16 protein-coding genes and 4 pseudogenes are annotated in these 19828 nt (G+C 60.8%); 7 read left to right on the forward strand and 13 right to left on the reverse strand.

Annotated features, from left to right (window positions below):
• The first annotated feature begins 212 nt into the window (after positions 1 to 212).
• The 3 genes from AC15MQ_RS04370 to AC15MQ_RS04380 are packed head-to-tail and all read left to right on the forward strand — an operon-like array spanning position 213 to position 4730.
• The gene (locus AC15MQ_RS04370; RefSeq protein WP_483079433.1) at positions 213 to 1985 is read left to right on the forward strand and encodes a type I secretion system permease/ATPase; all 1773 of its coding nucleotides are present in this window, start codon (positions 213 to 215) and stop codon (positions 1983 to 1985) included.
• A gap of 16 nt (positions 1986 to 2001) precedes the next feature.
• Complete coding sequence (locus AC15MQ_RS04375) at positions 2002 to 3387, forward strand: HlyD family type I secretion periplasmic adaptor subunit (RefSeq protein WP_332336074.1); 1386 nt, start codon at positions 2002 to 2004, stop codon at positions 3385 to 3387.
• A gap of 2 nt (positions 3388 to 3389) precedes the next feature.
• A complete protein-coding gene (locus AC15MQ_RS04380; RefSeq protein ID WP_483079434.1) occupies positions 3390 to 4730 on the forward strand; it encodes a TolC family outer membrane protein in 1341 nt (446 codons plus the stop codon).
• Between the two features lie 7 nt (positions 4731 to 4737).
• Here AC15MQ_RS04380 and AC15MQ_RS04385 read toward each other — a convergent pair whose 3' ends face one another.
• On the reverse strand, positions 4738 to 6882 hold the full coding sequence (locus AC15MQ_RS04385; RefSeq protein ID WP_483079435.1) for an FAD-dependent oxidoreductase: 2145 nt from the start codon (positions 6880 to 6882) through the stop codon (positions 4738 to 4740).
• Between the two features lie 78 nt (positions 6883 to 6960).
• Positions 6961 to 7959 (reverse strand): arsenosugar biosynthesis radical SAM (seleno)protein ArsS, encoded by a 999-nt coding sequence (arsS, locus tag AC15MQ_RS04390; RefSeq protein WP_483079436.1) that lies wholly within the window; start codon positions 7957 to 7959, stop codon positions 6961 to 6963.
• 599 nt (positions 7960 to 8558) lie between these two features.
• On the opposite strand from arsS, the pseudogene AC15MQ_RS04395 reads away from it, so the two are divergent.
• Positions 8559 to 8804 (forward strand): annotated as a pseudogene (locus AC15MQ_RS04395) (ABC transporter permease); the annotation flags it as partial.
• A gap of 6 nt (positions 8805 to 8810) precedes the next feature.
• Here the strand turns inward: AC15MQ_RS04395 and AC15MQ_RS04400 are convergent.
• The 5 genes and pseudogenes from AC15MQ_RS04400 to AC15MQ_RS04420 all read right to left on the reverse strand — a co-directional run bounded on the left by AC15MQ_RS04400 (position 8811) and on the right by AC15MQ_RS04420 (position 14517).
• Positions 8811 to 10073 carry a serine hydrolase gene (locus tag AC15MQ_RS04400; protein ID WP_332336091.1) on the reverse strand — a complete coding sequence of 421 codons (1263 nt, stop codon included), beginning with the start codon at positions 10071 to 10073 and terminating at the stop codon, positions 8811 to 8813.
• Positions 10070 to 11224 carry a YbdK family carboxylate-amine ligase gene (locus tag AC15MQ_RS04405; RefSeq protein WP_287651646.1) on the reverse strand — a complete coding sequence of 385 codons (1155 nt, stop codon included), beginning with the start codon at positions 11222 to 11224 and terminating at the stop codon, positions 10070 to 10072. The genes AC15MQ_RS04400 and AC15MQ_RS04405 overlap by 4 nt, the downstream gene beginning before the upstream one ends.
• Positions 11221 to 12495 carry a cation:proton antiporter gene (locus AC15MQ_RS04410; RefSeq protein ID WP_483079437.1) on the reverse strand — a complete coding sequence of 425 codons (1275 nt, stop codon included), beginning with the start codon at positions 12493 to 12495 and terminating at the stop codon, positions 11221 to 11223. The genes AC15MQ_RS04405 and AC15MQ_RS04410 overlap by 4 nt, the downstream gene beginning before the upstream one ends.
• Positions 12496 to 12508: 13 nt before the next feature.
• Positions 12509 to 13297, reverse strand: a pseudogene (locus AC15MQ_RS04415) (gamma-glutamyl-gamma-aminobutyrate hydrolase family protein); the annotation flags it as partial.
• Positions 13288 to 14517 carry a cation:proton antiporter gene (locus AC15MQ_RS04420; protein WP_287651649.1) on the reverse strand — a complete coding sequence of 410 codons (1230 nt, stop codon included), beginning with the start codon at positions 14515 to 14517 and terminating at the stop codon, positions 13288 to 13290. The pseudogene AC15MQ_RS04415 and the gene AC15MQ_RS04420, both read right to left, overlap by 10 nt.
• A gap of 175 nt (positions 14518 to 14692) precedes the next feature.
• Between AC15MQ_RS04420 and AC15MQ_RS04425 the strand changes: the two genes are divergently transcribed.
• Together AC15MQ_RS04425 and AC15MQ_RS04430 are read left to right on the forward strand one after the other, a co-directional pair.
• On the forward strand, positions 14693 to 15184 hold the full coding sequence (locus tag AC15MQ_RS04425; protein ID WP_287651650.1) for a MarR family winged helix-turn-helix transcriptional regulator: 492 nt from the start codon (positions 14693 to 14695) through the stop codon (positions 15182 to 15184).
• A 14-nt stretch (positions 15185 to 15198) separates the two neighbouring features.
• Positions 15199 to 15717: an OmpA family protein gene (locus tag AC15MQ_RS04430; RefSeq protein ID WP_350495355.1), complete on the forward strand. Its 519-nt coding sequence runs from the start codon at positions 15199 to 15201 to the stop codon at positions 15715 to 15717.
• On the opposite strand, the gene AC15MQ_RS04435 is transcribed toward AC15MQ_RS04430, so the two are convergent.
• Positions 15702 to 16001 (reverse strand): hypothetical protein, encoded by a 300-nt coding sequence (locus AC15MQ_RS04435; protein WP_483079438.1) that lies wholly within the window; start codon positions 15999 to 16001, stop codon positions 15702 to 15704. The genes AC15MQ_RS04430 and AC15MQ_RS04435 overlap by 16 nt on opposite strands.
• Here AC15MQ_RS04435 and AC15MQ_RS04440 point away from each other — a divergent pair.
• A complete protein-coding gene (locus tag AC15MQ_RS04440) occupies positions 16000 to 16329 on the forward strand; it encodes a hypothetical protein (protein WP_350495353.1) in 330 nt (109 codons plus the stop codon). The two genes, AC15MQ_RS04435 and AC15MQ_RS04440, sit on opposite strands and share 2 nt — an antisense overlap.
• 174 nt (positions 16330 to 16503) lie before the next feature.
• Here the strand turns inward: AC15MQ_RS04440 and AC15MQ_RS04445 are convergent, their stop codons facing one another.
• From AC15MQ_RS04445 to AC15MQ_RS04465, 5 genes and pseudogenes are all read right to left on the reverse strand, one after another.
• Entirely contained in the window at positions 16504 to 16908 is a 405-nt protein-coding gene (locus AC15MQ_RS04445; RefSeq protein WP_483079439.1) for a hypothetical protein, read from the reverse strand.
• Between the two features lie 20 nt (positions 16909 to 16928).
• Positions 16929 to 18160: pseudogene (locus AC15MQ_RS04450) on the reverse strand (ISAzo13 family transposase).
• Between the two features lie 255 nt (positions 18161 to 18415).
• Positions 18416 to 18979: a FlgO family outer membrane protein gene (locus tag AC15MQ_RS04455; protein ID WP_483079440.1), complete on the reverse strand. Its 564-nt coding sequence runs from the start codon at positions 18977 to 18979 to the stop codon at positions 18416 to 18418.
• On the reverse strand, positions 18976 to 19386 hold the full coding sequence (locus AC15MQ_RS04460; RefSeq protein WP_332336099.1) for a hypothetical protein: 411 nt from the start codon (positions 19384 to 19386) through the stop codon (positions 18976 to 18978). Before AC15MQ_RS04460 ends, AC15MQ_RS04455 begins: the two co-directional genes overlap by 4 nt.
• A pseudogene (locus AC15MQ_RS04465) lies at positions 19268 to 19756 on the reverse strand (DUF302 domain-containing protein); the annotation flags it as partial. The gene AC15MQ_RS04460 and the pseudogene AC15MQ_RS04465, both read right to left, overlap by 119 nt.
• Between the last annotated feature and the right edge of the window lie 72 nt (positions 19757 to 19828).

Genomic DNA, 19828 nt, shown 5'->3' on the forward strand with positions numbered 1-19828 from the left:
GCCTGCGTTAAGGTGATCACAATTTTCGGGTCAGGGAAGCCTCTGGCATCGGGGCTTCGGGCTGGATCATGGAAGCTCATTCTGTCATCATTACAACCTTTTTGGGAACTGCGCGATGAGCAGGACTGATCATTGATGCACGTCCATGAGCTTCCCAGCGCGTCGTCGTTGCTCCATCTATGGAATGGTCTGGTTTCCAAGGAAGAATGCGCATGATCAAGCCCCCCCAGCAGCGTCCCGAACTCGAGTTGGCGCTTCTGTCGTTTCGTCGGGCTTTCCTGACCATCGGCGCGTTCAGTTTTTTCATCAATCTGTTGATGCTGACGCCGTCGATCTACATGCTGCAGATTTACGACCGCGCGCTCGGCAGCCGCAACGTGACCACGCTGCTGATGCTGACCTTGATCACGCTCGGGCTGTTCGCGCTGATGTCGGTGCTCGAGCGGATCAGGTCGATGGTTCTTGTGCGTGTCGGGGCACGCCTCGACCTCGACGTCAATGCGCGCGTCTTCGACGCGACCTTCGAACGCAACCTCCGACAGGCCGGCCAGAATCCTGCGCAGGCGCTCAATGACCTGTCCACGATGCGGCAGACGCTGACCGGTGCGGGTCTGATCGCGCTGGCGGACGCGCCGTGGATGCCAATCTACCTGATCGTGATTTTCATGATGCATTCGCATCTGGGTTTCTTCTCGCTGATCGGTGTGCTGGTGCTGGTGGTCCTGGCGATAATCAATGAACGTGTCTCGGCGGCGCCGCTGGGCGAAGCGCAAAGGCTCGCCATGGCCGCCAATGCGCAGGCCAACAATCACCTGCGCAACGCCGAGGTGATCGAAGCCATGGGCATGCTACCGGCGATCCGTAGTCGCTGGTTCAAGTTGCACGAGAAGTTCCTGATGCAGCAGGCGCTGGCGAGCGATCGTGCAGGCACGCTCAACGCCTTGACCCGCTTCGCACGCATCTCGATGCAATCGCTGGCGCTGGGTTATGGCGCGCTGCTGGCCATCGACGGCGAAATTACCTCGGGAATGATGATTGCCGGCTCGATCCTCGTTGGTCGTGCTCTGGCTCCTGTCGAGGTGTTGATTGCCAACTGGAAGCAGTTGGTATCGGCACGCGCCGCCTACCAGCGCCTGACTGAACTGTTGCGCGTCTACCCGGCGCGTGTCGCCGGCATGCCGCTGCCACGACCCTTGGGCGATGTGCTGGTGGAGAACGCGGCGACTGCAGCTCCTGGCAGCAAGATTCTGATCCTCAAGAACGTCAATTTTCGGTTGGCGGCGGGAGAGGTGGTCGCGGTGATCGGCCCGAGCGCCTCCGGGAAGTCTACCCTGGCGCGCCTGCTGGTTGGTGTCTGGCCAGCGCTGGCCGGATCCGTGCGCCTGGACGGCGCCGAGATCTTCAAGTGGAACAAGGACGAACTGGGGCCGTACCTTGGCTACCTGCCACAGGACATCGAGTTGTTTGACGGTACCGTTGCCGAGAACATTGCCCGCTTCGGCGAGGTCGATTCGGACCAGGTTCTGGCGGCGGCGCAGGCGGCAGGTGTGCATGAACTGATCCTGATGCTTCCCAACGGCTACGACACGCCCCTCGGCGATGCCGGCAGCGCCCTTTCCGGCGGCCAGAAACAGCGTATCGGCCTGGCGCGTGCGCTCTACGGCGACCCGGCGCTGATCGTGCTCGATGAGCCGAATTCCAACCTCGACGATCAGGGCGAAGCCGCTCTTGCCGAAACGGTGCGACGCCTGAAGGCCAGGAAGCGTACGGTGGTGATCGTGACCCACCGAATGACTACACTGGCGGTAGCGGACAGCATTCTGGTGATGCACGAGGGGACCGTAAAGGCGCATGGGCCGCGCGAGCAGGTGCTGGCGGCAATGCGTGCGGGGAGTGCAGCGGCGGCGACGGCCAACGCGGCCCGGCCCGTTTCGCCGGTGACGGCGGCAGGCGGCCTTCCGGCAGCGCCGGCGGTCGAAGCCTGATTCGAAAAGCGGGAGCATGGCGATCAACATCTTCAATCGAAAAAGTACGGCGGATAGCGATATCACCGATGTCACCGATGTCAACGACACCAGAACCAAGCCGGCGGCAAGCGTAGACATCAACCATGCGCGTGCTTCGCGGCTGGGCTGGTGGGTGCTGGCCATCGGCTTTGGTGGTTTCGTACTGTGGGCTGCTCTGGCACCCCTGGACCAGGGTGTACCGGCGAATGGACAGGTGGTGGTGACCGGCAACCGCAAGACGGTGCAGAACCTCGGCCCGGGAATGGTCGAAGCGATCCTGGTCAAGGACGGAGACGAGGTCAGGAGTGGCGATGTGCTCGTACGCCTCGATCCGACGAACGCGCGTTCGCAGTACGAGGTGGCGCGCAGCCAGTGGCTGGTGGCAAAAGCGGCGGAGGCACGCCTGATTGCCGATGCACAGGGCCATTCGGAGATCGTCTTTCCCGACGATCTGTTAAGCGAGAAGGACGATCCGCGGGCGGCCAATGCAATGGCCGTGCAGACTCAGTTGTTGCGTTCGCGGCAGGCCGGCTTGCAGGCCGAACTCGGGGCGATGAAGAACACGCTTGCCGGTCTGCAGTCCTCGGCCAAGGGTCTGGAGGCTACCCGGCGGGCCAAGGAGGAACAATCCAGGCTGTTGCTTGAGGAACTGCAGGGACTGCGGGAGCTTGCCGCCGAGGGCTACCTGCCGCGTAACCGCCTGTCGGAGCAGGAGCGCCTTCTGGCGCAACTCAGTGGCGCCATCTCGGAGGACCTGGGAAACCTCGGCCGCACGCAGCAAAGCATCGGCGAAATCCGGATGCGCATGCTTGCGCGCCGGCAGGAGTATGACAAGGAAGTGGAGAACGGTCTGGCCGACGTGCAGAAGGAGGCCAGCTCTCTCGACAGTCGGCTCAAGGGGCTCGCCTTCGAACTGGAAAATACCACCGTGCGCGCTCCCTCCGAGGGGGTCATCGTCGGTTTGAACGTGCATACGGTCGGCGGTGTACTCGCTCAGGGTACTCCCCTCATGGAGGTGGTGCCGAAGAACGAGCCCTTGCGAATCGATGTGCAGATTCCGACGACGCTGATCGACAAGGTCAAACTGGGATCACCGGTCGAAATCACCTTTCCCGCCTTCAATCAGAGGACCACCCCGCAGATCCCCGGCGACTTCGTGCAGGTCGCGGCCGACGCGACGACCGACCCGCAGGGCCGGATACCACCGTTCTACCGCGGCCAGGTGGTGGTGACGGCGGAAGGCATGCAGAAGCTGAAGACGCACGAGATCAAGGCAGGAATGCCGGCCGAGGTGTTCATCAAGACCGGCGAACGGACGATGCTGAACTACCTGTTCAAACCGCTGCTCGACCGGATGAAGTCGGCCTTGACCGAGGAATGAGCATGACGCACTGGTCGGTCAAGCTGATGAGCTGTTGCACTCTGGCGCTGTGGTCTTCAGGAGTATTGGCAGCCGGTCTGCTCGACGCCTACAGTGCGGCTCGGCAGAACGACCCGACCTTCAGGGCCGCACGCTACGAGCGCGACGCCGGGCAGTACGCGATCGCCATCGGCCGTTCCGGTTTGTTGCCAAATATCTCGGTTACCGGTTCCTACTCGAAGAACGCTGGAGAACGCACCTCGACGATCGTCGACGTGACCCAGTCGCTCGACTATTACGACAAGGTAATCTCGATCGCGCTACGGCAGCCCTTGTTCAACTACGACAGTTTCGTGCGTTACCAGCAGGGCGGCGTGCAGGCAGCGTACAGCGACGCGATATTCGACCGCAAGGAGGCGGAACTCGCCGTCAAGGTGGCCGGCGCGTATTTTGACGCTTTGCTGGCGATGGACAAGCTGGCGCTGGCCGATGCGGAAATTGCCGCTTATGGCGCCCAGCGGAAACTGGCTGAGAGGCGGCGGAAGGGCGGTGAAGGTACGGTGACCGAAGTCGCCGAGGCCGAATCGCGGCTGCAGCTTGCCCGCGCCGGGCGTGCCGACGCGCTCGACCGTGTCGCGGTGGCGATGCGAAAACTCGAAGGCATCACCGGCACGCCGATGGGAGATCTGTGGATTCTGCGACCGGACTTTGTTCCGACTGGCGTGCGACCCGGGCAACTCGAAGAATGGTACGTGCTGGCGCAGGACAACAACCCGGAGATTCGTGCGCAGCGCAAGGCTTACGAAATGGCCAGCCTGGAAGTGAATCGCAATCGTGCCGGCCATATGCCGCAACTCGACTTCGTCGCGCGCGCAACCCGATCGGAGAACGAGACCATCTCGACGCTGAATCAGAAGACCGCGGTCACGGCCGTTGGCGTACAACTGAACTTTCCGTTGTTCGCCGGAGGCAGGGTGTCGGCGTTGACCGGGCAGGCGGTGGCCAACCGCGAGCGCACACAGGCCGAACTCGATGCGACGGTGAATGAGGTCCTGGTCGAGGTGAAGCGCCAGTTCATGGCCGTCGAGACCGGCGTCAGCAAGGTTGCCGCCTATGAAAAGGCGGTCGATGCCAGCCTGGTGGCGGCCGAAGGAACGATGCGCGGGATGGCGGCGGGAATCCGGACCAATACCGATGTTCTCGACGCCGAGCGGCTGATGTTCGTCGCCAAGCGCGATCTCGCGCAGGCCAGATACGAGTTTCTGGTCAGCATCCTGCAACTGAAGACGGCAGCCGGCGTTCTTTCGGAAAAGGATGTCGCCGAAATCGCGAGCCTGCTGCTGCCGCGCAGTGAGCGCCTGTAGCCGTCTGCTAGCCGAGACGCCAGGTGTGAAAGCGCGCTACCCAGGCGAGCAGCTTTTGCGGGGCATGCGCCTTCTTCCAGTTGCCGGCGGCGTATTTGTTCGCCTCGGCGAGCGTCGGGTAGATGTGAATGGTGCCGAGAATCTTGTTCAGGCCGATGCCGTGGCGCATCGCCAGGACATATTCGGCGATCAGGTCGCCGGCGTGCTCGCCGACGATGGTGACGCCGAGGATGCGGTCCTTCCCGGGGACGGTGAGCACCTTGACGAAACCATGCGCTTCGCCGTCGGCGATCGCCCGATCGAGATCGTCGATCCCGTACACGGTCGTTTCGTGCGGGATATTGCGTTCGCGGGCTTCACTTTCGTTGATTCCGACGCGCGCCACCTCGGGTTCGATGAAGGTTGCCCAGGGAATCACCGAGTAATCGACGCGAAACTTCCGGTAGGGGTCGAAAAGCGCATTGACCGCCGCATACCAGGCCTGATGGGCTGCCGCATGTGTGAACTGGAATGGCCCGGCGACATCGCCGGCGGCGTAAATGTTCGGATATTTCGTTTGCAGGAAGGCGTTGGTTTCGATGGTGCGCTGCGCGCTGATGCCGAGTTCGTCGAGCCCGTAGCCGTCCAGATTGGCCACCCGACCGACGGCCACCAGCACCGCGTCGAAAGGAATGCGGACGTCCCGACCAGCGTGTTCGGCGACGAGGACCTTCTCTCCGTTGTCGATCAGGAACTCTTTGGCGCGGTGGCCGACCAGGACGGTGATGCCTTCGCTGCGGAAACGCTGCATGACCATTTCGGACACTTCGGGATCTTCGCGGACCATGATCCGCGGCGCCATTTCGACCTGCGTGACGACGGCCCCGAGGCGCGCAAAAGCCTGCGTCAATTCCGAACCAATCGGGCCGCCGCCGAGGACCAGCAACCGACGCGGCAGTTCGCGCAGTTCCCAGACGTTATCGGAGGTCAGGTAGCCCATTTGTTCGATACCAGGGATCGGCGGCACGAAAGGACGGGCGCCGGCGGCGATGACGATGCTGCGGGCGCTGAGACGCTGGCTGCCACCGTCATCGCGGACGATCTCCACCACCCACGGCGAAACCAGCTTCGCACTGCCGGCGATGACCTCGACACCGAGTTCAGTGTAGCGCTGGACGGAGTCGTGCGGTTCGATGGCCTTGATCACGCGCTGCACGCGCGCCATGACCTCGGCGAAGTCGAATTCCGCACGCGCACTGCGAATGCCGAACTCGGGCGCGCGCCGCATATGCGAAAGCAGCCTGGCAGAACGGATCAGCGCTTTCGACGGTACGCAGCCGGTATTCAGGCAGTCGCCGCCGAGCCTGTGCTTCTCGATCAGCGTCACCCTGGCCTTGACCGCCGCGGCGATGTAGGCGGTGACCAGCCCGGCCGAACCGGCGCCGATGACGATCAGGTTGCGGTCGTAACGCGCCGGCTTCTGCCATCCCGAATAGACCTTGCGGGCGGCCAGGGCCGCGACGAGCTTCCTGGCCAGCAGCGGGAAAACCCCCAACAGAACAAAGGATCCGAGCAGCGCCGGTGAGAGGATTCCCGCCAGAGAGTCGATCCTGGCCAGTTGTGTGCCGGCATTCACATAGACCAGCGTGCCGGCGAGCATGCCGATCTGACTCACCCAGTAGAAGGTGCCGGTCCTGATCGGCGTCAGGGCCATCAACAGGTTGATCACAAAGAACGGAAACACCGGCACCAGACGCAAGGTGAAGAGATACAGCCCCCCTTCCTTCTCGACGCCGGCATTGATCGCCCGCAGGCGATCGCCGAAGCGCTGCTGAACCCAGTCGCGGAGCAGGAAACGCGAGACCAGGAAGGCGAGGGTGGCACCGAGCGACGAGGCGAAGGAAACCAGCAGCAAACCCCAGAACAGGCCGAATACGGCGCCCGCGACCAGGGTCATCACCGTTGCGCCAGGCAGCGAAAGACCGGTCACCGCCACATAAGTGGCAAAGAACAGCAGAGCCGCCTGGATCGGCTGTGCGGCCCGCCAGGCCTCGATCGTGAGTTGCTGGCTCTTGAAGTAGTCGAGACTCAGGAAGCGGCCCAGGTCAAGAGCGAAATACGCCAGCAGCAACCCGGTCAGGGCTGCAATCAGCAGCAGTCGTCGAATAGTCATGGCAGCTTTCCCACCTCCTGATGTTCGGTACAGCGCTCTGTCGTGCGGCAGCTTGCAGACCTTACAGTGCGACCCTGATCAGGCGCTGCAGGTCGGTGCCGCCGCGACTTCCTCGCCCAGCGCCCCACCGCAACTTGACCCCTGGCCAGCCGTGCAGCCGTAGCAGTGGTCGGCGACCCGGATCCTCCAGCCGTCTAGCGCCGCCGCCTGCACGTCGGTGATGTGCAGGCGGGCGCGTTCGGTGCCCCTGATCGGCAAGCCGAGTTGCTGATTGAAGTCGCAGTCGTAGAGGTAGCCTTGCCAGTCGATTGACAGCAGGTTGCGGCACATCACGTGCTCGACATTCTCGTCACGGTGGGCGCTGTGCAGCAACTGCATATAGGTGTTGAACTGTCCCTTCGAGACCAGCAGCGATCCGAAACGCTGGATCGGCATGTTGGTCAGCGTGAACAACTGGTTGAAAACGATACCGAAGTTGCGCCCGAGGTGCTCGCGATACGCCGCTGTCAGAGGGCCCTGCGGTGGCGGTAGCGTCGGCCCCTGCGGATTGAAGACCAGGTTCAGGAGCAGGGGGCCGCCGGGCGCTCCGTACCCCAGCGCATTCAGTCGGCGCAGGCCGCGGATGCTGGCGTCGAAGGTACCCTTGCCGCGCTGCCGGTCGACGTTCTCTTCGAGGTAGCAGGGTAGCGATGCGACGACCTCGACACGATGCGCAGCGAGGAAAGCGGCAAGATCTTCGTGGCCGACTTCCTCGAGGATCGTCAGATTGCAACGGTCGATGACCCGCAGACCGCGTTCGCGCCCAGCAACGACCAGTCGCCTGAAATTCGCGTTCAACTCGGGCGCTCCGCCGGTGAGGTCCAGCGCCTTGACTTCGGGGCTGGCGGCGATGAAGGCCAGCAAGGCGTCGATCGTCTCCGCAGTCATTTCCTCCTTGCGCTGCGGACCGGCATTGACATGGCAGTGCAGGCAACTCTGATTGCAGCGATAACCGAGGTTGACCTGGAGGGTTTCGACCGAACGCCGGGCCAGGTTTGGAAAATTGCTGGTCAGCAGCAGGGGCAGGGTGGCGTGCATGGTTGGCTCTCTCTCGGGTTGTTCTAGTGACCTGAGTCGAAGGGGTGTGGCGTTTCCTTACAGCCGGCCCTCCTTCGCGGGTGGGAAGGGTTCCCTTGCTGGTCAGGGTGTCACCATACGACATTTCGTCCGCTTTGACCGCATAAGTCACTCGAAGTGGGAGCCTTGTCCAACGAGGTATGAGCGTAGTAATCGGTCTTCGGCGGCAATGCGTCTGAAAGAATCACGGCGCGAGGAGAGAGCGAGTCTGAGGTAAGGTGGACTGCCTCGTCGGCGAAGACCGAACAGTCACTGGAGCGTCCCTGCCCGAGAATGAGCGTGATCCTGGATCACGTCGGCGACGTTGGTGAGACCGTGTCGTCCCTCGGAGGGAAGTTGTTGTCCTTCGGCGCTTCGACATCGTCTCTCGGAACGACGATGTTGTCCTTCGGAGTGACGATACCGTCCCTACATGCCACGGTGTCGTGCCTGCGGTGCGCTGCGGGCATCCTTTTCATGCGCAGCCGCCTGGAATATCGTCCCGGTCGCGGCAGGCCCAGGCCGCTCCATCCACAATCGGCACGATGCCTTCGGCGACGAGAACGGCCTGAATTGCCTGCAAGTTGTGGACCCACATCCGGGTCAGGGCCAGCAGGGCGCTTGCCGGTTTCGCCATCGGCGGCGGGCTCGGTCTCGTCCTCGGTCTGTTGACCGGATCTTTCCGAAAAATGGAAATCGCTCTCGACACCAGCCTGCAGATGATTCGCAACATTCCGCTGCTGGCGTTGATTCCGCTGGTCATCCTGTGGTTCGGTATCGACGTGGTAGTCAAGCTGTTCCTGACTTACTTCCGCATATTCTCACCTCATGCTTCAACGCTTGCCAATCGGCTGCGTTGCAGAAGCCAGGGTGTCCCATATCTGCTCAAGTGTAGCCCGCATTCCTGCGGTGTGATCCCTAGGATAGGCAGCATAAATGGCAATCACCAGTCGACGATCAAAATCGATGTACAGGCTGTTGCCGTACGGTCCCAGAATGGCGATGCGGTTCTGCGCACCGCCGAGGTGGACAAAGCCGTAGCGAAATTCGCTGCCTTTTTTCAGGCCTCTGAGATCCGAAGTGTTTGCTGTTCGCAGCCCGGTTGAGGCGGTCAGCGTCTCGATGAACCAGTTTGGAATCCTGCTGCGTCGACTGCTGTTCCTGGCATCGATCAGCAGTTGCCCCAAACGGGCAAAATCACGAAGCGAAAGAGCCAATCCAGCGGACAGTTCCGTTCCCTGCGTGTCGGTCAGCCAGAAGGCTGCATTCTCGGGTCGGAGTTTTTCAAATACTTCTTCGCAAAAGATCTGGGCCAGCGGTAGCCGGTAACTTTCGGCCAGTGCCCAGACGAGCAGGTCGGTGTCAGGTCCGACTTCGCCGAGTTTCTGGTTCGTGGCAAAGCCCCTTTCCCAGCGGCCCGGTTGGTTAAGCCATGCCCGAATCCCGCTGGCGGTCTTGCCGAAGTTCCATCCACCTGACACCAACCAGTCATCGACGTCCTGCGACGACCAATCGAAGCTACTCTCTCCTTCGAGGAGGCGCCGAATTGACAACTTCCGCAACCCCGTCTGCCCACTAAGGGCCGGTACGTAGCGAATGATTGACCGGTCCGGCGAGAGCTTGCCCTGGGCTACTGCCATTGCACCCATCAGGGAGAGCAGTGGTCGGGTTGCGCCAAGCAGCAGTCTCTGGTCCTGCGCTACCAGCCCATTCCAGTAGCGCTCGCCAGCCACCTTACCGTCGCGCAGCACTAACAAGCCATCAGCATACAAGCGCGTGGCCAGCAGGAAACCGATATCGCGCTGCTGCTGATCAAGCGGGTCGCGGGCCTTGAGCTTGTCGAGCTCGATCTGTCGAGGAGCCGGGCGGAGAATGTGGCCTGTAGCTGTCACTCTGATTTTCAGCAACGGCATGAAGCTGCCGAATGACTGCAAGCCGATGCGAAGATTTTCAGGAGCTAACCAGTTGTCCTGGTCGATCCATGGGCCAGGGCCCTTTGTGCCCCTGGGGACCGACTCGATCACACACTCCTCTGCCGCATGCAGTGGCCATGCCAAAGGTACCGTCAACGCCAGCAATGTTAGCCATTGCTTCATCGCTGTCCCTCGGCAAGGTGCAGGCTCCCTTTATTGCTAAAGCGCATTGTGGCCTCACGGACGACATCGTTCAGGTTTTTGTGGATGGCCTGACGCCCGCGCAACCATCTGGAGTCGGAGATCTCTCCTGCCAGGGAGGCCTGCAGCAATTCAAGCCATGCGGAACAGCCAAGTTCTCGGGCATCCTCGACCAACGCAGCGAGTAGTTCACGGGCGATCTGCCGGAGAGGGACTTGCCGCAGGCTGACAGGATCCGAGATCCGCCCATCGAAACCATAGCGGCACGCCTGAAACTTGTTGTAGCGGGCGACATACAGTTGCCGTTGAGTGTTGAGCGCGGGTCGAGTTCGCAAGAGATGGCGTACCAGACTTTGCGCCAAGGCCGCCAGGGCTGCGGCGCGCTCGACCGTCAGTGGCGTATCGCAAACGCGGATTTCTACCGTGCCGAATTCGGGTTTTGGGCGGATATCCCAGTAAAGGTCCTTGATGCTGCGAGCAATACCACAGGCCTGCAGAAAGGAAAAGTGTTCAATGAAGTCTGCCCAGTCGCGTAATTCCGGGCATTGTCCGCTCAAGGGGAAGGCCGAGACGGCGTTCAGGCGAGAGGACTGGAACAGCGTGTCTTCGCCATCGACGAATGGTGACGAAGCCGATAACGCGATGAAGATCGGCACATAGGGTCCCAGGGCTTGCGTTATCCAGATCGCTTCGTCACCCGACGTACAGCCGACATGAATGTGCTGGCCAAAGACCGTGAATTGCTTGGCCAGGTAGCCATAACGCTGGGAGATCTCATCGAAGCGATCACCCGGACAAATCCGCCGCTCCGCCCAGCGGTGGAAGGGATGCGTGCCGCCGCCGCAAATGGAGATATGGTTGCGTACGCACTGACTGACAAGCGCTTGCCGGAGGCCGACCAGATCGGCAGCAATGCCATCGACGAGTGTGCGCGGCAGGGTGCTGACCTCGATCATGCTTTCGGTAATTTCAAGCTTGATCTCACCAAAGCGGCCATCGTAGTCCATGCTGCCGAGAAGATCCGTCGCTCCGCGAGTCAAATCAAAATCGCGCACGGAAACCAGCTGCAACTCAAGCTCGACTCCCAGGGTCAGTGGCTGGCTCTGTCTGAATTCGGCGATTGGCTGGCTCATGCCACTCCTTCCTTGCTGTTGTCGGTCGCCGCGGTCTCGCCGGCGCGCGTCACCGCGAAACGGCAGAGGGCAGGGCCGGCAAGTTCCATGATGGCGGCCGCAAACAGCGGCAATGACAGCGATGAACGGCCGATTTCCGGGTAGAGTCCGGCGATTTCATAAGCCATAAAGACGGCAGTTGCCGACAGCGGCTGAATGCCGATGCCAACCAGTACTCGCCTGGCAACGCACAGACCACCGCCAGCCCATGCCACGGCAGTCACCTTGGCCACCGCCCGAACGATCAACAGGCCAATCGCCTGCAGTCCGATCAGCCAGGTGAAGTCCTGCCAAGGCAGCGAAGCGCCGACGACGACGAAGAGGATGATCGCCAGCAACCAGTGTCCTTCCGGCAGGTTGGTATAGCTGAGCGTTCTTTCCTGATCGCTGAACGACAGGATCACCCCCATCAGGAAAAGCGTCAGAAAGACCGGCACCGCCAGCATGCGGGCAGTGCCGACGGCGAGCAGGGCCGTGGCCACGAGGATGAAGACCTGTGCCAGCGAGCGCTTCGGCAACAGCGCCGCGACCAGACGAGCGAGAAGCGCCATCAGCCAGGCGATTATCAAGGAACCGACCACAACCCACAGCGGATGGGCTACGGCATTCAGCCAGTCGTCGCTGTATTCCGCGTGCACCACGCCGACGACGACAACAAAGACGACAAATGACGCCGCCGCACTCAGCGCCGTATGCAGGATTATTTGTTCGGTGACCTGCCCCTGCGCGCTCGATTCTTCGACGGTCAGCAGGACAACCGCCGGCGCCGAGGCCATGGTTACGGCTGCGGCCGCGGCCGCCCATGCCGGCGTCAACCCAACGAAACCCCAGGCGAAGAGGAAAATGGCTGTGAATGAGAGGGTGATCTCGCCAATCGTTGCTCTGAGCAAATCGCGGTTATCACCGAGCCAACGCAGGTCGAGGCGTCGGCCGATCTCGAGCATCAGGAGTCCGAGTGCTGCATCGGCCATCGGCCGTATCTGGGCCAGTGCCTCAATGCTGATCCAGCCGAGCATGGAGGGGCCGAAGAACGTTCCTGCCAGGACGTAGCCGATGACTTTGGGCCAGCCCAGTTTGGCGCGCAACCACTCACCGACCAGCAAACCGACGACCAGCAGCATGCTGAACAAGGCGAGAGAATCGAGTTCATCGGGGAAGGGTGGCAGGAAGAAGAGGCGCTCCTGCAATCCTTCCCAGGCGGTGCGTGCCGGCGACAGGATACCGTTCAGCATCGATCCGTTGTGCTCACCAAAGTCGGCCGCGCGCGGCAGCGAGAAACTCGTCGAGGATTGGCGTGCAGTCCAACAGCTCTTCGCTGCCGGGAGGATGGAACTCCGGGTGCCACTGCAAGCCCAGAACATACGGTCTACCTTGTAGGCGAATGGCTTCGATCAGGCCGTCCCCGGTGCTGCGCGCTTCGACCATCAGGTCCCGACCCAATGCTCGGATCGCCTGATGATGTATCGACACCACCTGCCCACCGGTCTTGCCCGGATAGAGCTTCGCCAAGCCGGACTTTGCGGCCCACTCGACCGCATGGCTGTGCTGGTCGTAATCGCTATGGACGTGCTCGTCCGCCGCTTCGATCTGTGTGGCAATGTCCTGATAGAGTGTCCCGCCAAGCGCCACGTTGATCAGTTGGGCGCCGCGACAGATGCCGAGCACCGCCTTGCCGGCTTCCATGAATTCGTGGAGAAGCTCCATTTCGTAGGCGTCGCGTACCCGGTCGCCAGCCCAGTCAGGTTGCGACGGCTCCTCCCCGTAGCTTTGTGGGCTGATGTCGGCTCCGCCCTGGAGAATGAGGCCATCGAGATACTCCGGGTAGTCCGAGAGCCGGATGCTGCTGCGATGAACCATGGCGTCGCCACTGACTGCGGGGATCATGAACACCATCACTTCGCGGGACATCACCCAGTGCGCCACCGATTGCTCGAGGTACTGCAGCGATTTCGACTGCAAACCAGTGGCGCCGACCACTGGGTGATAGATGCGTGCGGAGAGACCAATGCGTAGCGGGCGTCTGCTCATGATTTGTTTTCCCAGGAATCTCTGTCTGAGGCAGTCTTGTCCACTGCCGGGTCGTCCGATTGTAGACATGTTGCCTCGCCGAAGCCCTTGATCGCCGTCTGCGTGGCCAGGGGACCAAGCAACTGCATGAGGAGAATCGTCGCCAGCAAGGCGCCCGTCAGCCGTGGCTCAAGACCGGAGTAGAGCGTCTGCATGTTGGCAAGAAGAACCAGAGCAATGCTTGACATCGGCTGCAACCCAATAGACAAGTAAATTGACGATTCAGTGTTCAAACCGAGGCGATGCCGATTCCAGAAAACCCCTGCGATTTGCCCTGAGAAGCGTGCCATCACGAGTACAAGTGCTTCCAGCCAGTATGCCATTAGCACGCCAAGATCCAGGATGGCTCCGGCAAGAACGAACGTGGCTACCAGAAAGATCCTGGCATCACTGGCAATCCGGATGGCAACGACCTGCTGCTTCTGGTCAAGAGCTCGCGTCAGGCAACCAAAGAGCAGCATCGGCAGCAGCACCGAGATATCCAGGTAAATGGCGGTTCCAACACCCAGAACGATGGTACCCAGAATCAGCAGGTGCTGGTGTTCTGGCCGCTGCCCCAGGAACCGCGCGCCAATCAGCACCAACCCGGCGCACAATCCACCGAGCACGACGGCCGCACCAAGTTCCTGGGTCGCCGTCCAGGCGCTGACAAGGTAACGGCTTGTCTCGTCCTCAACCAGAAAGGGCATGGACCAAGTCGAGATCACAAAGGCAACGCATCCAGTGGTTGCCACCATGGTGAACAGCAAGCCGGTTTTGTCTCCTCTGGCGCCTACGTCGCTGCAGGTCGCAATCGTGATCGCTGGCGAAGTGGCCAGACAAAGGGCTGCCGCAAAGACTGCGGATCTGGCGGAGAAGTCCATGGCCAGGAGCGTCAGTACTACGGTCGCACCTGTGGTCAGGGAGATCAGCAACCCCGCGCGCAGTCGGCTCCATCCTTCGCTGATCGCCACCAGCGGAACTTGATAGCCCAATTCGAACAGGATCAGGCCCAGTGCCAGATCGATGAAAAGCTGGTTGGATTCGATGTGATAAGGCGCTATCCACCCCAGTCCGCTCTGGCCGACCAGCAGCCCAAAAAAGACGTAGCCGGTGGTCCGTGGTAAAGCCAAAGCTCGACGCGAAACCTCGCCTGCACCCAGGCCGCCAAGAAGCGCCATGCCGAAAATCTGGATCGAATTGAACATCGAGTCGCGACCCCTTACCGGTGCTCTGTGTGGCGCAATTACGTGACCATCGGCGTCGGCGCAAAGTCATCGCCAAAGGTGCATGTACGAAAAATCCATGAGACTACATTGATAGTGAATATAATAATCTTTCTATTTCGATTAGAGCAATGGCTAACGCCCAATGACACTTCCTTTGACGGTTGCCACACCACAGATCCCTCTGGCGGTTCTGCAACAGTTCCGCGTGATCTATGGCACGATGCGCCAGTATTTCCGTGAGGTGGAAGAGCGCTGCGGACTTCCCGGTTCGCAGATGTGGATTCTGCAGGAGGTGCAGCGCTGCCCGGGGCTTGGAGTGACAGAACTCGCTGCACGCCTAGGCATACACCAGTCCACCTGCAGTCAACTGGTTGAAAAACTGGTTACTCGCAGATGCCTCATCAAGACGCGCAAGCAGGACGATCAGCGCCGGGTCGGTCTCCAGCTCGCTCCCGACGGTGTGCAGGCCATCGCAGCGCTACCAGGGTCCGCAGAAGGCGTCCTTCCCGAAGCGCTCGCCGCCATGCCGGAAGTCGCCTTGCAAACATTGTATATCAATCTATTTGAGTTGATACGGCATCTGCCCGGACGAGACGATGCTTTCGCCAGCATACCGTTGGCCGACATGCTGCGGGATTCGAAATGAGGCCTGGTCAGATCATGTCCAGGCTCTCCAGCCTGACACCGCTGCTCTATGGCGTAATGCTCATCGGATGTAGTACCTTGGCTATCTCACCTTCAGAACCGATGCCGCAACAGTCGCTTGAATCTACTGCAGTTCCAGACACACCATTGGATGCGCCCTCAACCAGGGACACGGATTCTGTAGCGCTGGAGGAAGTTAACAGCATCTACTTCGCCAAGGGCGCAACGCGTATCGATCCGGCGGGGCAGAACAAACTACGACAGCACGCAGCGCGGTTGAAGGAGAATCCGGCGCAGGTGGTGACCTTGGCCGGTTACACGGACGACCTGGGCAGTGACTCATATAATCTGGCGATATCTGACCAGCGTATCGAAGCCGTCGCCAAACTCCTTCGTACCTACGGCGTTCCCAAGAAACAGATTCATCCGCTGCGTCGCTATAGCGTCGGGCGAGGGGAATCAATGCCCGATTGCAGGACAAAGGAATGCCGCCAGCTCATGCGACGGGTGGAATTGATCTACGGTATTCGGTAACGCGGACCACGTCGTGTGCTAAACAGATTATGAATGTCCGGCTCGCGATCGCCCAGGCTCACCAACCGGGTTTCGGGGTGCTGCACCTGGATGGCGACCACACGGGAGAAGCTGTTCAGCCACTTCATGCTCTCCTTGTCCTTGATCTGCCACTTTTTGCGTGCCTTGCTCTTGCCCTGCCAGACGCAGGTGTGGGCCCTGCTGGGGTAACGCCGGCTTGCACGATACGGAAAACCAACCAATAATCGCGCCAGCACATCCCCCTCTTCAATGGAGACCATCATGCCCAAAACCAGAATGCTTGCCTTGATAGCTTTCAATCTCGTGGTGGCGGGCTGCGCCAGCGACCAGCAACTCCTGGCCGACGATCAGGCCAACGCCGTCAACGTTGCTACTCGCCGCGGCCAGTTCGAGCTATCCTGCCCCACGGCCACCGGCATCGTGCTTTCCAGTAACCTGCTGCAGCCGGTGCTGTGGAACGGTATTGAACGCGCCGAATACACCGTCGGCGTCGAGGGTTGCGGCGAAAAGTCGACCTATGTCGTGGTTTGCCAGGTGGATTCGGTCAGCTGCCTTGCCGTTTCCGGGCGCAACAACGCGTTCAGTCAATAAGCGCTCAACAGTAAAATCATCCGATGATCAGGGCCGAAGCCGTTCGGAATGTTGTCGACGTCGGCCTCAAGCGTCGCGGTGTTCCGGGCTTGTGCGGGCATCCTTCTCTTGCGCGATGTCTGGCAAATTCCTGTCGAACCGGGAAAATCGTTCCGGTCGCGGCACTACGCAGGTCTAGGCCGCGCCTTCGACAATCGGCGTGATGCCTTCGGCGGCGAGGGCGGCCTGAATCGCCTGTGCGAGCGTCGCGACGACCTGCGGGGCCGCGCCGCCGGTCAGCCGCTGCCTGAGCGACAACTGCTGCTTGATGAAGACATGCCAGGCGATGGGCTGGCCGGTATACCCTTCGCCGGCATCGGCCCGTGAACCGCAGCCGATCATGAACTCGGCCTCGCCGGCGAGGTATTCGATGAACCAGCCCCAATCCTCTCCCAGCGGATAGCTCGTCACGATGCCGGCGCGCATCAGCGCTTGCGACAGCCACAGGGCCAGCTCAAAACCATAGGCGCCGGGGTTGGCCTGGCTGGACTCGGGCAGGTACGGCAGGAACTTCGCCGATTCGAATTCGATACTGAGCATAAGGTGATTTCTACGATAGTTCATACCGTGCTGACTGGTCGGATCAAGATGTCCCACTTGGGTAGGAGCGGGTGACGTTCCAGCCGGGACTCGACCGATTGCATAGCCTCCTTGGCCACCGTGACTCCTTTCTCGTAGACCGTGCGGCTCAGTTCGACGACGGGATGAACGCCTTTCCAGGTCATGGTCTTGGCCCACTCCAGCATCGTTTGGGTATCGGTCAGCTTGGCACCGTTCCAGTGCTTTTCCAGGATTCCCCAGCAACGCTCCACCGGATTGTATTTGCTGTGGTATGGCGGATAGTAGAGGAGGCGGATGGACCTGCCGATGTGATCGGCGAACTGGACCATGCGCTTGAGGAATTGCGTACGCCGGCCATTGCTCTCCGGTCCGTTATCGGCCTTGATCTGGAGGTGTGTGACGCGAGCACGCTCCTCGGGTGCTTGACGCTCCCACCAGGCGTAGAGACTGTCGATGATGAAATCGCTGGTCTTCGCCGAGCTTCCGAAGGACAGATGGAGAGACCCACTGTCTTCATTGACGACACCAAACGGCGTGTGTTTTTCCTCGCACCCCATGTCGTGGTCGGCAGCCCGGTGGTCACCCCGCGTCTTGCCGCCACGCGAGTAGTCGCCAATCTTCACCGTCGCCTTGCAGTCCATGCTCAGGCGCATGACGGCTTCGTCTTGGCTATCGCGGTCACGTTCCCGGATGTTGGCGAAAATGGCGTCGGTTTCAGGGACTTTTTTTGGGGTTTGGCCTTGAGCACCGGGCGCAACCGGTACCCGTTGCGATTCAACACTTTCGACATACCGCTTCGGGAAGGCAGGACATCGTCCGCAAATCCCTGTGCTCGCAACTGCTTGATGGCTTCCTCCGCCGTCAGGCGGGTGAACGACACGGTCGTACGAAAAGTCGGGTCTTGTTGCGCATGACTTTCCGCCAGTTCCCACAGGGCTTGCGCCACCTCGGGGTGTTTCTTCTCCCACAATTTCGCACCGCAGCAGAACGCGTGCAGCCCCAGACAGATGATACCCGTACGTTTCTCATGCAGACCGAGCTGCACGGCCTGCCGACTCCAGCCGAATACCTCCTCGGCACGCCGAGCACTGCCACTACAATATTTCAACGCCATCTCCGCCTGAAACGCCCTGCGCCTCGCCCCCGTCATCTTGCTCGCAGCAAGCCGGATATCTTCCAGGTGCTCGGCTTCAAGAGAAATCTTCCTTTCCGCTACCGTGGCGACTCCCATTCGCAAGACCTCCAATCGCAGAATCGGCTAAAAGTATCGCACACAACGGTATGAAGAATTGGGGATATCACCTAAGTGGGCTGGATCCGGTTCGAAGGTTGCGCAGGAGAATGAGTTTCGCGGCGTGCGGCGCGCAGAGCGATTGTCCCGCAGCGGACTGCCGCAGAGCAAGGGTTGCCAATGCCACGCAGAGGCGCTGCGACAGGCGCAAAAAAAGCCGCCTGACGGCGGCTCCTGATCAGTGCGCCTGATCCCTCATCTTCCGGTATTGCGTCCGAGCATGCTGCGAATCTCGTTGTTTGCCGGCAACACGTAGTCGTATGCCGAAAGCACGGTGTTGCTGCCCGGCTGGACGATCTTCATGTTGATGTACACGCCGTTCGCGGCCGTGGCATAGCTCCCGACAATCACTGCCTGCGCCTTGTTCGACTTCGCGACATCATTGATTTCCCGTGTCAGGACCAGTTCCCCTTCGCCGCGTTTCATATACACGGCGCTGCGGAACTTCATCTCGATCATCGAGAATCCACGCTGCGAAAAGCGTGCCGACACCTGTTCCGAAATCAGGCGGCCAAGCGTCGAGGATTGATCGAGGGCGTCGATATTGACCACCGTCGCCACGATCAACGGCCCGTCGGCTGGGCCACCACCAAACTGCGCCATCAGCGCATCGGCCGCGCGATAGTTGGTCGCCACCAGCTCACTTTTGGCCGCTTGCTCGTAAGTGATCTCCGGAACCCGCGGTACGTCGGTGGCACAACCGGCCAGCAAGGTCGCAGTGACAAGGGCTCCGACCACCCCTACTGTCCGCGTCCTCATTCGCCACCTCTCACCGGGATGTTGTACAGCACTGGCGGCGGCGCATACAACAAGGCATCGCTGTCAGCCACGTAGTAAACGTTCGTCGCGCGGCCAAGGTACTGGTTGCCGTCGCTCGCCGAAACCGTGACGATCACTTCCATTTGCGGTGTCGGGCCGGAAGCCCACTCGGACGTCAACCAGCGATAAGCGTCGAAGGCACCCACCGCCAGAGCCCCCGCAGCACCTGGCGAAGCACTATCCCATACGCCGGCCAGACCCCACAAACCGCCGTAAATCACCGTGGCGCTATAGAACCTGCCATCCGGACGCCTGGGCGAGAACTTCACCGCCTGGATTTCGAAATCGATTTCGGTGGCACCTCTCGGCGATTTGGCCACGCTGACGCCGGAATTCACCAGGAACATGGCGGTGCGACGTGTTCGAGGAATACGTGCGGGTTCGCTTCGTGATCGATTTCGGGGCGGTCGGGAGGCTGCTGCAGGCGGTCTCCGTTTGCGCTCGGTGATATGCATTGCAGAAAAAAGTGGTTCGCCGCAGCAGCACGGATCCCTCGACTCTCTCGGTCGGGCTTTGCTCAACCCTTTCAGTCCAACGCACATCCCAGTCGAGCATGGTCAACCCAATTTTTTGCTGGGAGACTTCGACGACGGCGATACGGCAAGGCATCAAGACCACGAATTCCAGGCTGTAATCGAGGAGTTCACGAGCGAACAGGGCGTCACAGAAGTGGTAGATCTCCACCTTCGGTGACGGCTTGCCGGTGATCGTGTTTAATCTCGCCGCAACTACATGTGCTCCAGACCCACGGTTTTACCGTGCTTCCCAACCAGCAAGCCGACACGGGAA

It is taken from the genome of Candidatus Accumulibacter propinquus (assembly GCF_056856495.1).

Bases quoted from the DNA above. Each gene is read 5' to 3' on its own strand.
- AC15MQ_RS04430 (WP_350495355.1), top strand. From the start codon at position 15,199: ATGTCCAGGCTCTCCAGCCTGACACCGCTGCTCTATGGCGTAATGCTC.
- AC15MQ_RS04420 (WP_287651649.1), bottom strand. From the start codon at position 14,517: ATGTTCAATTCGATCCAGATTTTCGGCATGGCGCTTCTTGGCGGCCTG.
- AC15MQ_RS04440 (WP_350495353.1), top strand. From the start codon at position 16,000: ATGCCCAAAACCAGAATGCTTGCCTTGATAGCTTTCAATCTCGTGGTG.
- AC15MQ_RS04375 (WP_332336074.1), top strand. From the start codon at position 2,002: ATGGCGATCAACATCTTCAATCGAAAAAGTACGGCGGATAGCGATATC.
- AC15MQ_RS04380 (WP_483079434.1), top strand. From the start codon at position 3,390: ATGACGCACTGGTCGGTCAAGCTGATGAGCTGTTGCACTCTGGCGCTG.
- AC15MQ_RS04410 (WP_483079437.1), bottom strand. From the start codon at position 12,495: ATGCTGAACGGTATCCTGTCGCCGGCACGCACCGCCTGGGAAGGATTG.
- AC15MQ_RS04385 (WP_483079435.1), bottom strand. From the start codon at position 6,882: ATGACTATTCGACGACTGCTGCTGATTGCAGCCCTGACCGGGTTGCTG.
- AC15MQ_RS04370 (WP_483079433.1), top strand. From the start codon at position 213: ATGATCAAGCCCCCCCAGCAGCGTCCCGAACTCGAGTTGGCGCTTCTG.
- AC15MQ_RS04400 (WP_332336091.1), bottom strand. From the start codon at position 10,073: ATGAAGCAATGGCTAACATTGCTGGCGTTGACGGTACCTTTGGCATGG.
- AC15MQ_RS04445 (WP_483079439.1), bottom strand. From the start codon at position 16,908: ATGCTCAGTATCGAATTCGAATCGGCGAAGTTCCTGCCGTACCTGCCC.
- AC15MQ_RS04460 (WP_332336099.1), bottom strand. From the start codon at position 19,386: ATGTTCCTGGTGAATTCCGGCGTCAGCGTGGCCAAATCGCCGAGAGGT.
- arsS (WP_483079436.1), bottom strand. From the start codon at position 7,959: ATGCACGCCACCCTGCCCCTGCTGCTGACCAGCAATTTTCCAAACCTG.
- AC15MQ_RS04405 (WP_287651646.1), bottom strand. From the start codon at position 11,224: ATGAGCCAGCCAATCGCCGAATTCAGACAGAGCCAGCCACTGACCCTG.
- AC15MQ_RS04455 (WP_483079440.1), bottom strand. From the start codon at position 18,979: ATGAGGACGCGGACAGTAGGGGTGGTCGGAGCCCTTGTCACTGCGACC.
- AC15MQ_RS04435 (WP_483079438.1), bottom strand. From the start codon at position 16,001: ATGATGGTCTCCATTGAAGAGGGGGATGTGCTGGCGCGATTATTGGTT.